Origin of the sequence: Flavobacterium salmonis, assembly GCF_903819435.1 — a bacterium.
Classification (GTDB): Bacteria; Bacteroidota; Bacteroidia; order Flavobacteriales; family Flavobacteriaceae; genus Flavobacterium; species Flavobacterium chungangense.
Genome location: NZ_CAIJDP010000057.1, coordinates 153784 through 166412, shown reverse-complemented (window position 1 = coordinate 166412; position 12629 = coordinate 153784). Strand labels below are relative to the sequence as shown.

The 12629-nt window shown below is 35.6% G+C and carries 10 protein-coding genes; 3 read left to right on the top strand and 7 right to left on the bottom strand.

Translation table 11 applies throughout. The annotated features are described in order from the left end of the window. Positions 1–65 precede the first annotated feature (65 nt). Both FLACHUCJ7_RS03355 and FLACHUCJ7_RS03350 read left to right on the top strand, forming a co-directional pair. A complete protein-coding gene (locus FLACHUCJ7_RS03355) occupies positions 66–2876 on the top strand; it encodes a TonB-dependent receptor (RefSeq protein ID WP_180907906.1) in 2811 nt (936 codons plus the stop codon). Between the two features lie 73 nt (positions 2877–2949). Then, a complete protein-coding gene (locus FLACHUCJ7_RS03350) occupies positions 2950–4008 on the top strand; it encodes a phytase (RefSeq protein WP_180907905.1) in 1059 nt (352 codons plus the stop codon). Positions 4009–4139: 131 nt separating this feature from the next. Here FLACHUCJ7_RS03350 and pckA read toward each other — a convergent pair whose 3' ends face one another. Together pckA and FLACHUCJ7_RS03340 are read right to left on the bottom strand one after the other, a co-directional pair. Then, positions 4140–5744, bottom strand: a complete 1605-nt coding sequence (gene pckA, locus FLACHUCJ7_RS03345; RefSeq protein ID WP_180907904.1) for a phosphoenolpyruvate carboxykinase (ATP) — start codon at positions 5742–5744, stop codon at positions 4140–4142. Positions 5745–5930: 186 nt separating this feature from the next. After that, positions 5931–6317, bottom strand: a complete 387-nt coding sequence (locus tag FLACHUCJ7_RS03340) for a DUF423 domain-containing protein (RefSeq protein WP_078227053.1) — start codon at positions 6315–6317, stop codon at positions 5931–5933. 329 nt (positions 6318–6646) lie between these two features. On the opposite strand from FLACHUCJ7_RS03340, the gene FLACHUCJ7_RS03335 reads away from it, so the two are divergent. Beyond that, the gene (locus tag FLACHUCJ7_RS03335) at positions 6647–8011 is read left to right on the top strand and encodes a saccharopine dehydrogenase family protein (RefSeq protein ID WP_180907903.1); all 1365 of its coding nucleotides are present in this window, start codon (positions 6647–6649) and stop codon (positions 8009–8011) included. Between the two features lie 64 nt (positions 8012–8075). Here FLACHUCJ7_RS03335 and FLACHUCJ7_RS03330 read toward each other — a convergent pair whose 3' ends face one another. The 5 genes from FLACHUCJ7_RS03330 to FLACHUCJ7_RS03310 all read right to left on the bottom strand — a co-directional run bounded on the left by FLACHUCJ7_RS03330 (position 8076) and on the right by FLACHUCJ7_RS03310 (position 12611). Beyond that, positions 8076–8810, bottom strand: a complete 735-nt coding sequence (locus tag FLACHUCJ7_RS03330; RefSeq protein ID WP_180907902.1) for an energy transducer TonB — start codon at positions 8808–8810, stop codon at positions 8076–8078. 72 nt (positions 8811–8882) lie between these two features. Next, positions 8883–10106, bottom strand: coding sequence for a M56 family metallopeptidase (locus FLACHUCJ7_RS03325; RefSeq protein ID WP_180907901.1), 1224 nt, complete (start codon positions 10104–10106; stop codon positions 8883–8885). Further along, positions 10103–10474 carry a BlaI/MecI/CopY family transcriptional regulator gene (locus FLACHUCJ7_RS03320; protein ID WP_031454206.1) on the bottom strand — a complete coding sequence of 124 codons (372 nt, stop codon included), beginning with the start codon at positions 10472–10474 and terminating at the stop codon, positions 10103–10105. The genes FLACHUCJ7_RS03325 and FLACHUCJ7_RS03320 overlap by 4 nt, the downstream gene beginning before the upstream one ends. Positions 10475–10486: 12 nt before the next feature. Beyond that, on the bottom strand, positions 10487–10909 hold the full coding sequence (locus FLACHUCJ7_RS03315) for a hypothetical protein (protein WP_180907900.1): 423 nt from the start codon (positions 10907–10909) through the stop codon (positions 10487–10489). Between the two features lie 313 nt (positions 10910–11222). Further along, a complete protein-coding gene (locus tag FLACHUCJ7_RS03310; protein ID WP_180907899.1) occupies positions 11223–12611 on the bottom strand; it encodes a dipeptidase in 1389 nt (462 codons plus the stop codon). Between the last annotated feature and the right edge of the window lie 18 nt (positions 12612–12629).

Below are 12629 nucleotides of genomic sequence, written 5' to 3'. Positions count from 1 at the left end.
TTTTTTAACAGCTTTAATAACATTCAGGTTTTAGTTTCGCAACCGAAAATTAAACCAAACACACAATGAAAAATTTTTATGTGGCAGCAATGCTGTTTTTATTAACGCTGACGAGTTATGCTCAAAAAGCAATAATATCAGGAAAGGTATTAGATGCTGATGACAAACTTCCTTTACCGGGAGCGATGATTCAGATTGTTGGGGAGAACAAATACACTGTCTCTGACTACAATGGCCGTTTTGAATTGCTTAATATTAATATTGGAACGTATCAGGTAACTGTAAAATATATTGGATATACTGCCATTACTCAGGAAATCACAGTAGAACAGGGTAAAAACAACGTGATCGATTTTGCGCTTAAAACTACAGGAACAGAATTGAATGAGGTTGTAGTGGGAGATATTTTAAAAGGTCAGGCAAAAGCCCTGAACCAGCAAAAAAATAACAAGAATATCGGAAACGTAATTTCATCAGATCAGGTAGGCCGTTTCCCGGATGCCAATGTGGGTGATGCTTTAAAACGTGTTCCGGGTATCACGATGCAAAATGATCAGGGTGAAGCACGTAACATTATTATTAGAGGTTTAGCTCCGTCTTTGAACTCTGTAACGTTAAATGGTGACCGAATCCCATCTGCAGAAGGGGACAACAGAAACGTTCAGATGGATTTGATTCCTTCTGATATGATTTCGACTATCGAAGTAAATAAAACACTTACATCAGACATGGATGCTGATGCTATTGGAGGTTCTGTAAATTTAGTTACCAGAGCAACTCCAAATGGTGAGAGAATCTCAGCAACGCTTGCCGGAGGTTATCTTCCAATTCGTGAAAATGCTTCTTATACAGCCGGATTAGTGTATGGTAACAGATTTGCCAACAATAAATTAGGAGTAGTTGTTAGTGGATCTTACAATAATGTTGATTACGGTTCTGATAACATCGAAAACGAATGGGTAAAAGACGATTTCGGAAACCAGTATTTGCAGGCTTCAGAAATTAGAAAATATGACGTACAGCGTATCCGTAGAAGTGGGTCGATTGCTTTAGACTATAAATTTGATGAGAACAACAGTATTTTCGCCAATGCAATTTACAATTGGAGAGACGACAGGGAAAACCGTTTCAGAACTACTTATGATGATATTGAGCCGCTTTATAATGGCGAAGAAATTATTGGTTTTGAAGGTCGTGTAAAACGCCAGACAAAAGGTGGAGCAGATAATAATCGCAATAAAAACAGAAGATTAGAAGATCAGCGAGTTCAGAATTATTCGATTCGTGGAGAGCATTTAATCAGTTCAAAATTAGATTTAGACTGGTCGGCCAACTATGCAAAAGCAAGAGAGTATCGTCCTGAAGAGCGTTACATCGAATACCGTCAGAAAGGTTTAGAGATGTTCCAGGATTTATCTGATCCGAGATTTCCTTTACTGACATCTGTTGGTGAATCTACAGATGAATTTAAATTTAATTCAGTTTCAGAAAACACAGATGAGACAAGCGAAAGCGAATTTGGTGCAAAAGTGAATATCCGTTTTCCATTTTCTGTGATTGCGGGCGAAAAAGGAAGACTAAGAACAGGGCTTAGATTACGTTTAAAAGAAAAAGAAAGAAATAATAATTTCTACGCTTACGAGCCAATCAATGACGGAATGGAATTATTATCTGAAGTTCCAACCAGCTATTTTGATGGAAAAAACTTTAATCCGGGAAGTAAATATGTACCGGGAACTTTTGCTTCGGCTAATTTCTTAGGAAGTTTAGACCTTAACAACGCCAGTTTATTTGATAAAGAAGCAGATGCGGCTGAGTATTTGGCTGTAAACTATAACGCTAAAGAAAGAATTACTGCTGCTTATGTAAGATGGGATCAGGATTTTAATGATAAACTTTCAATGGTTTTAGGTTTCCGTGTTGAAAACACACACATCGATTATACAGGAAACCGCGTTTTAGATGAAGAAGAATTAGAAAGTCAAATCAATACGACAAACTCTTATACTAATTTATTGCCAAGTCTTTCATTTCAATACAATGCTACAAAAGATTTAGTTTTAAGAGCTGCTGCAACTACGGCATTAGCAAGACCAAACTATTATGCATTGGCGCCTTATGTAAACAATATTGCGGCAGATAAAGAAATTACGGCTGGTAATCCGGATCTTGATGTAACGTATTCATACAATTATGATTTCATGGTTGAGAATTATTTCAAATCGGTTGGATTAATTTCAGGAGGTGTTTTTTACAAAAAATTAAATGATTTCATTTACAATTACAGCGATAATCAATATACAGATGCAAAATTTGCTGCAGATTTCCCAAATCAGGTGAATCCAATTCCGGCTGGTGAAAACTGGTCATTTGTACAATCCAGAAACGGAGATCAGGTTGATGTTTATGGTTTTGAGGTAGCACTTCAGCGTCAGTTAGATTTCCTGCCTGGTAAATTCTTAAAAGGTTTTGGTATTTATTTAAACTATACATACACTAAATCCAAAGCAAAAGGAATTGCTGACGAAGACGGAAATGAAAGAAACAACATCAGTCTTCCTGGAACTGCTCCGCACATGTTCAACGGATCATTATCATGGGAAAACAAACGTTTCTCTGCAAGAATTTCTACTAACTTCACATCCGATTATTTAGATGAATTAGGTTCAGAAGCATACAACGACAGTTTCTATGACAAACAATTTTTCTTAGATGCGAATGCTTCTTATAAAATTACACCTAAACTTCGCTTTTTTGCAGAAGCCAATAACTTAACAAATCAGCCGTTGCGTTACTATCAGGGAATTGAATCGAATACAAAACAAGCTGAATACTATCAGGCCCGTTACAATTTCGGATTGAAATTAGACTTGTAAAACCTGTTTTTTAAAATTCTTAAATTAGACAGAGTTTAACGGCTCTGTCTAATTGCATAAAATACATTATAAAATGAAGAATAAATCTATAATTGCCCTTTTACTTTTAGCACTTTCATTCACAGCGTGTAAAGATGATAAACTGGCTCCTGTTGCACCAAATGCGGTAAAACCAACAGCTGTTACCGAAGCTTTGCCTCATGACACTGACGATCCTTCAATATGGATTCACCCAACTGATGCTACAAAAAGTATTATTGTGGGAACAGATAAAGATACAGACGGTGGTTTGTATGCTTTTGATCTGAATGGAAAAATTCTTAAAAAATCAATTCCTTTAAAACGCCCGAACAATGTTGATATCGCTTACGGATTGATTATTGACGGAAAAAAAGTTGATATCGCTGTTACAACTGAGCGTGAAAGCAACAAAATCAGAGTTTTCAGCCTGCCGAATTTAGACCCAATTGACAACGGAGGAATTTCGGTTTTTGAAGGGGAAGAGTTGCGTGACCCAATGGGAGTTTCTTTATACACAAGACCAACTGACGGTAAAATATTTGCTATTGTGGGAAGAAAATCTGGTCCTTCAGGAAGTTATTTATGGCAGTATGAACTTTCGGGTTCCGGTAAAAACGCTGTTGGAAAAGTAGTTCGCAAATTTGGAGCTTACAGCGGAAAGAAAGAAATTGAAGCCATTGCTGTTGATAATGAATTAGGCGCAATTTACTATTGCGATGAACAAGTTGGAATCAGAAAATACAAAGCAGATCCGGCTTTAAACGACAATAAAGAATTGGCTTTCTTCGGTCAGAAAGATTTCAAAGCAGATCATGAAGGAATTGCGATTTACAAAAAAACAGATTCTACGGGATATATTTTAGTATCAAACCAACAAGCAAACACGTTTATGGTGTATCCGAGAGAAGGTGTTAACGGAAATCCAGACAGCTATAAATTACTGGCAGAAGTTCCAACGTCAACAATTGAATGCGATGGTGCCGATGTAACCAGCGTTAATTTAGGCGGAAAATACAAAAACGGTCTTTTTGTAGCTATGAGTAACGGAATGACATTTCATTATTACGCATGGGATTTGATCCAGAAGCGTATTGACGAAGTAAAAAAATAAATTTTCAGTGTTGTTTTCAGTCGCAGTACAGTGTTTAGTGTTTATTTTTATTTTTTAGCTGCGATTGGAAACCAAACAAAAAAGCTGTTCATGACGAACAGCTTTTTTTAGTTTGAATTAAATAATCTTCCTTATTCTGTTTTTGGTGCGCCTGCTAAAATTTCAGCATTCGCAAACTCTTCAAATTTGGCAAAATTGGCTTTGAATTTCTGAGCCAGTTCGATTGCCTTTTTATCATATAACGCAGGATCTTCCCAAGTATTTCTCGGATTCAATATTTCGCTTGGAACATTTGGGCAGGATTGCGGTTTTGCAATTCCAAATACTTTATGGTTTACGTACTCCACATTGTCCAGTTCTCCGTTTAGAGCTGCCGTAATCATCGCACGGGTGTATTTTAATTTCATACGGCTTCCGGTTCCGTAAGCTCCGCCAGTCCATCCAGTATTGATTAACCATACTTTTACATCAGCATCTTTCATTTTTTTGCTTAGCATTTCAGCATATTTTGTTGGATGCAAAGGCATAAATGGTGCTCCAAAACAAGCAGAAAAATTAGGCTGAGGTTCTGTTACACCTGCTTCAGTTCCGGCTACTTTTGCTGTATAGCCCGAAATAAAATGATAAGCGGCCTGACCCGGAGTCAGTTTTGAGATAGGAGGCAAAATTCCGAAAGAATCTGCCGTTAAGAAAAATATATTTTTAGGATTATGGCCAATAGAACCCGGTTGAATATTATCGATATGTGTTATTGGATAGCTCACGCGTGTGTTTTGCGTAATCGAAACATTATCATAATCAACTTCGTTAGTTCCTGCTTTGAAAACCACATTTTCTAAAAGCGCTCCTTTTTTTATAGCTCTAAAAATATCCGGTTCATTTTCTTCAGATAAGTTGATTACTTTGGCGTAACAGCCGCCTTCAAAGTTAAAAACGGTATTTTCGCTTGTCCATCCGTGTTCATCGTCACCAATTAATTTACGTTCCGGATCTGCAGATAAGGTTGTTTTTCCTGTTCCGGATAAACCAAAGAAAATAGCAGTATCTCCGGCTTCACCCACATTGGCGCTGCAGTGCATTGGCAACGTATTTTCGAAAACCGGTAAAATGAAATTCAAGGCAGAGAAAATTCCTTTTTTCATTTCTCCTGTGTAACCTGTTCCGCCAATTAAGGCTACTTTTTTGGTAAAATCCAAAATAGCAAAATTAGACTGTCGTGTGCCGTCTACAGCAGGATCTGCCATAAAACCTGGCGCACAGATTACCGTCCAGTCAGGAGTAAAGTTAGCCAACTCGCTTTCTTCAGGTCTTAAAAACATATTGTAGCAAAACAAGTTCGACCAGGCTGTTTCTGTTACTACCCGAACATTTAGTCTGTAATTTGAATCGGAACAAACGTATGAATCGCGTACAAAAACTTCTTTGTCTGATAAAAACTGGGTTACTCTATCATATAGTTTTTCGAAAGCTTCTGGTGAAAACGGAATATTTACATTTCCCCACCATACTTTATCTTCCGTTACAGCATCTTTCACAATAAAACGATCCTGTGGAGAACGTCCTGTAAATTCGCCTGTATTAATGGCCAAAGCACCTGTAGAAGCTTCAACACCCTGCCCTGATTGTAGCGTAATCGCATGCAGTTCATCTGCAGATAATTGATAGTGAACTTTAGCATTTGTAATTCCTAAATCCATGAGCGAAATCGATTGCGAGGAAAGTGTATTCGTTTCCATAAATTTTTGTTGTGTTATAATTTACTTTAAAATGTCAATTTTAAAAATCCAATTAACCAGGAATTTGTGTTACATTATTTATTTATACTAATGAATAACATAAAAAACTCACAGTAATTAGGTTGAGTGTTATATATACAACAAAATTAGGTATTAAATTTTAGATAGAATTTTTTTAAACCAATTTTATGATTTTTTCTTAAAAAAAGTAGCTAAAAGTACAAACCAGGCGAAGATTAATAAGAAACCACCAATTGGAGTTACGAATCCTATAATTTTAAAGTCAACTGAAGTTACATTTTTTGTAGTCAGTAAATAGATCGAACCGGAAAATAATAAAACGCCTCCCAGCACTAAATTATAAATTACTTTTAATGTCTTCAAAGACAACTCTTTTCTGGAAGCGACAAAGAACAAAAAGAAAGCGTGATACATTTGATAACGAACTCCGGTTTCAAAACTTGTTAATTGTTCCGGAGACAATATCTCTTTTAAAGCGTGCGCACCAAAAGCACCAAAGATAATCGCTATCATTCCAAAAAGAGCTGCTGTAATAATTATTTTTCTTTCCATGTTTATGTATTTAATGACGTTGTTGAAATTTAATCAGGTATCAGGCTGGGTCCATTCGACTTCGCTCAGGATAAACTTAGTCGAAGCTCTTTCCGATTATTCTTTTGATCTGATTATTGTATCAAAATTAAATTTCTAATCAATTTCACTCAACGAAGAGTGTTTTTATTATCACAAAAATACTCTTAATTCGACCAAACAAAAAACAATTCAAATACACTTTTCAAAAAAATCTGATTTACTTTGTTTCATTTATTTTAAAAAGTTTACCATTCTTCAATTGTTATTTTTGTAACAATTTACTATGTTTGTGTTATATATGTAAATTTATGAGAACTATTCTAATCATTGGAGCGGGAAGATCCGCATCTTCCCTGATACGATATTTGCTTTTAAAATCTGAAAGTGAAAATTTACATATTGTAGTTGCCGATTTATCTTTGGCTTTGGCCGAAAAGAAAATCAATAAACAGCCTAATGCTACTCCAATTGCCCTTAACATTTTTGATGTTGAAGAAAGAAAAGCTGCCATTGAAAAAGCCTCTATTGTAATTTCGATGCTTCCGGCCTATTTACATATTGAAATTGCAAAAGACTGTCTGCAATTCAAGAAACATCTCGTTACTGCTTCCTACATAAGCGATGCCATGATGGAACTTGACGAAGAAGCCCGAAAAAACAATTTAATTTTCATGAATGAAATTGGTCTCGATCCGGGAATAGACCACATGAGCGCCATGAAAGTTATTGACGAAATTAGATCGAAAGGCGGTAAAATGCTGCTTTTTGAATCTTTCTGCGGCGGATTGGTAGCTCCTGAGTCAGATAACAATTTGTGGAATTACAAATTTACCTGGGCACCCAGAAATGTAGTTTTAGCAGGGCAGGGTGGTGCAGCAAAATTTATTCAGGAAGGAACTTATAAATACATTCCTTATGGAAGTTTATTTCGCAGAACTGAATTTCTTGAAGTTGAAGGTTACGGAAAATTTGAGGCCTATTCTAACCGTGATTCACTTAAATACCGGTCAATATATGGTTTAGATGATATTTTGACTTTATACAGAGGAACAATTAGAAGAGTTGGTTTTTCAAAAGCATGGAACATGTTTGTGCAACTGGGCATGACAGACGACAGTTATATCATGGAGGATTCTGAAAACATGAGTTACCGTCAGTTTACCAATTCATTTTTGCCTTATCACCCAACAGATTCGGTCGAAATAAAAATGCGTTTGATTTTAAAAATCGATCAGGACGATATTATGTGGGATAAACTTTTAGAACTGGATTTATTTAACCCAAATAAAAAAGTAAATCTTCCCAATGCAACTCCGGCACAGATTCTGGAAAAAATACTGACTGACAGCTGGACGCTTGAACAGGATGATAAAGATATGATTGTGATGTACCATAAATTTGGTTACGAACTGAATGGAGAGAAGAAACAAATCGACTCAAAAATGGTTTGCATAGGTGATGATCAGACGTATACGGCAATGGCAAAAACCGTTGGATTACCTGTTGCCATAGCCACATTATTGATTTTGAATGGAAAAATTACAACTCCGGGCGTACAGCTTCCAATCAATAAAGAGGTGTATTTGCCTATTTTAGATGAACTGGAAAGTTACGGCGTTATTTTTAACGAGCAAAACATGCCATATTTTGGATATAATCCGGACTTATTTTAACGGATTTATTTTTAGTTTTTGAATTTTAAAATCCGCTTCTTGTATAAAGGAGCGGATTTTTTAACTAATTTTCTGATTGAATTGTAACAGGCAGACTGTAAGCAGTGCTAACGGCTGTTCCATCTTTGAGTTTGCCCGGAATCCATTTTTTATTCAATTTTAAGCATCGTATGGCTTCCTCTCCTGTACCATAACCAATATCTTTTAAAATTGTAGTTTGTCCAATTGAACCGTCTTTTTCAATTACAAAAGCTATAACAAGCTTTCCTTTTAATCCCACTTTTTCAGGAGTTTTAAACTGTTTTGAAAGATCTTTATAAAAATTTTGCAAACCTCCCGGGTAAGTTGGTTTTTCAAAGACTTCTGCTACTGAATATATCTTTTCTTCAATCTTTTCAGTTGCTTCAATATTAATAGGTAAAGAGTATAAAACCCGAACCGTTTCTCCTTTGTATTTTCCAGGAATCCACTTTGGGCAATTTTGAAGCACACGGATGGCTTCTCTTCCTGTTCCATAACCAATATCTCTTAAAACTCTTATATCTACTAAAGAACCGTCTTTTTCAATGATAAATGTAACGTAGATTTTTCCTGCTAATCCCTGAATTTTTGGTGTTTGATAATTAGCTCCTATAAAGTCATAAAATTTCTGAATACCACCCGGAAAGGCTGGAGTTTCATCTAACTCGGACATGTTTTTATAGTCATTAGTAGCTGAGTTAATTTCTTTCTGAGCTTTTATTTCAAAGGAAATAAGGGCAATAAGCAACGAAAGTAGAGGTAAAAGTTTTTTTGTCATTCCCACAGTTTGGATGGTTTTTATTAGATTAAAACAACTGCAATTTTAATAAATAAGATAACACAAATGTTTTTATTTTTTTGCTGCCTGAATTTGGATTGGCAGACTATACAAAACCCGGACCGGTTTTCCTTTTACAGAACCCGAAGTCCATTGTGGAGAAAGTTTCAATACCCGAATCGCTTCTCTTCCCAGTCCATAGCCTAAATCTTTTAAAACTTTTATCTCAGACAAAGAGCCTTCTTTCTCAACTACAAATTGCAGGTAAAGTTTTCCTGAAACGTTGTTTTTAGCCGCTTTTGACGGCATTTTAAAATTTTCGCCTATAAACTTATAAAACGCTTCCATTCCTCCAGGAAATACAGGCTGTTTTTCAATTGAATTAACAGCCACTGCCTGATTATCATCTTTGAATGTTTCACTCTTTTCCTGAGCAACACTTTCATGACTAAATACAAATAATAGTAAACCTGAAAATGTAATTATAGTAAATGCTTTTAGGGCCGATTTGATTTTGGATTGTTTTTTGGTCATCATAACAAAACGTTTTTTGGTTATTAAATAATTGATAGTACTCGCCAAATTAATACTGGTTTTATCTGAAGCTATTTCAAGTAATAAATTCTGATATTCTGAAATTGAATTGTATCGAATATTAACTGCTTCGTCTGCCAGAAATTCATGATTAAGTTTAATCGCTTTTTTGTACAAAATAAGGACTGGATTAAACCAAAACACAATTTGTAAAATTTCTATAAAAAGAATATCCAAAGTATGTTTTTGCTGCAAGTGCGCTTTTTCATGCGTTATTAATTCTACTGGGATTTTGTTGTTTTCGAATGCTGCTTTATTAATGAAAATTGTATTCCAAAACGAATGTGGCAGTGTACTTTCTTCGATTAGAATGATTTTTTCTTCGTTTATGAATTGTGTTTCATTTACCTGAATTTTTCTATAGAATGTATACAGATTCAATATGAAACGAATAATTAAAACCGAAACCACAAGAAAATAGATTCCAAAAAGAACATTAGTCAGATTTAGATAATCAACTACTGTTTTTAAATTTTCATTGCTTTTCTGAACCACTAATTCATCTAAACTGAAAGATCCTATTTTATTGGAAGCGGCAGATTGAAATGAAATGATTTGTAATGGAATTAAAACACTAAAAACCAAACTCAAAAGCAGATAAGCCCGATTAAAACGAAACATTTTTTCGCTTGCCAGCCCTACTTTATATCCTGTATAAAAAAACAAAAACAGTAATCCTGATTTTAATAGATATTCAATCATTTTTTCTTCTTTTGAATTTCTGAATCGATTATTTTTTTAAGCTCTTCCAGTTCCAAAGTTGACAAATTGGTTTCGGTGGTAAAGAAAGAAGCAAATTGTGAAGCCGAATTATTAAAGAAATTACTAATCAGACCTTTTACATGTTTAGAGAAATAATCTGTTTTTTTGACCAACGGATAATATTCCCTTGAATTCCCAAATTCGTTGTAAGCCACAAACTTCTTGTCAATCATACGTTTTAAAAGTGTTGCAACGGTGGTTGTGGCAGGTTTTGGTTCCGGATACGCTTCTAGCAGATCTTTCATGAAGGCTTTTTCAAGCTTCCAGAGATGCTCCATTAATTGTTCTTCTGAGTTTGATAGTTGCATGTTTTGAGTTTTTTATTCTAAGTTTTGTTCTGAAACTAAATTCCCTTTATTGTATTTCCTGATTTCTGTTAACTTTCCTTTATCGGAATAGAATTTCCAGTCTCCAAAATAAAACCAGTGTGTTTCGATAGAATCGGTTTCTACTTTTGTTTTTCCTTTTGATTGCAGTTTTCTGTTTTGATGATAATATTTTACGGTACAGATTCCGTTTTTGTATTTTTCGGTTTTATAGATTTTCCCGTTAATGTAGGATTTCCATTTTTTTACCGGCTGGTCGTCTTTGTAATATTCGTACGATTTATAATGAGTACTGTCTTCAGAATATTCCTCAATCCATACTCCCTGCTTTTTCTTTTCAATCTTTTGATTGATTAAATGAGGTTTACAGCCAAGAAGAAATGCACCACACAAGAATATTACAAAAAGGTTTTTCATAGCGTTTGCTCTACATTTATAGATTTGTTTCTACAAATGTAGAATAAAATTTTAAATATGAAAGAAAAAAGTTTCAATATTTAAATAAAACTATAATTTTCAATACTTTGGGATTGCGTTAGGGATAGCAGCGGCATCCTTTTTATTTTTCCTTTAAAAATAAAAAGATATAGCGGATAGCCCGGCCGTAGGTAACGCCCGAATCAATAGCAATAGCAAATTTCAATGGCAAATTTCAATAGGAATATCAACTTGAAAACTCAAAAAAAAATCCGCTCATTGCTGAACGGATTTTGAATTTTTATAAAACGAATTACTTCGAAAGCGCTACAAAATATTTGTAAAACAACGGAATAGTCTCAATTCCTTTCAGGTAATTAAAGATTCCGAAATGTTCGTTTGGTGAGTGAATTGCATCACTGTCGAGACCGAAGCCCATTAAAATGGTTTTGCTTTTTAGTTCTTTTTCGAACAATGACACAATTGGAATACTGCCACCGGAACGAACCGGAATGGCCGGAACTCCAAAAGTTTCCGTATAGGCTTTGTTTGCTGCCTGATACCCAATACTGTCAATTGGCGTAACGTAACCCTGACCTCCGTGATGCGGCGTCACTTTTACTGTAACTCCGGCAGGAGCAATATTGGTGAAATGTTTGGTAAACAGTTCTGTAATCTCATGCCAATCCTGATTCGGAACCAGACGCATCGAGATTTTAGCAAAAGCTTTGCTGGCAATAACTGTTTTGGCGCCTTCACCCTGATAACCGCCCCAGATTCCGTTTACGTCTAATGTTGGACGAATTGAGTTGCGTTCGTTGGTTACATAGCCTTTTTCGCCATAAACATCAGCAATGTTTAAGGCATTTTTATATTTTTCTAAACTGAAAGGCGCTTTTGCCATTTCGGCTCTTTCTTCTGCAGATAATTCCTGTACTTTATCGTAGAATCTCGGAATCGTAATATGATTGTCTTCGTCGTGAAGAGAAGCAATCATTTTTGCCAGAATATTAATTGGATTCGCTACAGCTCCACCGTATAAACCGGAGTGCAGGTCGCGATTTGGTCCTGTAACTTCAACTTCTACATAACTCAAACCTCTTAAACCAGTTGTAATTGAAGGCTGTTGGTTCGAAATCATTCCGGTGTCTGAAATTAAGATTACATCGTTTTTCAGTTTTTCCTGATTGCGTTCTACAAACCAGGCTAAACTTGCAGAGCCTACTTCTTCTTCACCTTCGATCATGAATTTTACGTTGCAAGGCAGTGTATTGCTTTGTACCATATATTCAAGTGCTTTTACGTGCATGTACATTTGGCCTTTGTCGTCGCAGGCACCACGGGCGAAAATAGCGCCTTCGGGATGAATATCGGTTGTTTTGATAACGGGTTCAAAAGGGGGAGAGGTCCATAATTCCATTGGATCCGGTGGCTGAACATCATAATGGCCGTACACTAAAACGGTAGGTAAATTAGGGTCGATTATTTTCTCTCCATAAATAATTGGATAACCCGGAGTATCGCAAATTTCGACAAAATCGCAGCCTGCTTTTGATAAACTTACTTTTACAGCTTCGGCCGTGTCAATAACATCTTGAGAGTATGCGGTGTCGGCACTTACCGACGGAATTTTTAATAATTCGATCAATTCACTGATAAACCGATCTTTATGTTGTTGAACGTAGGACTTAATGTTTTCCATTTAAATTATTTTTATAGA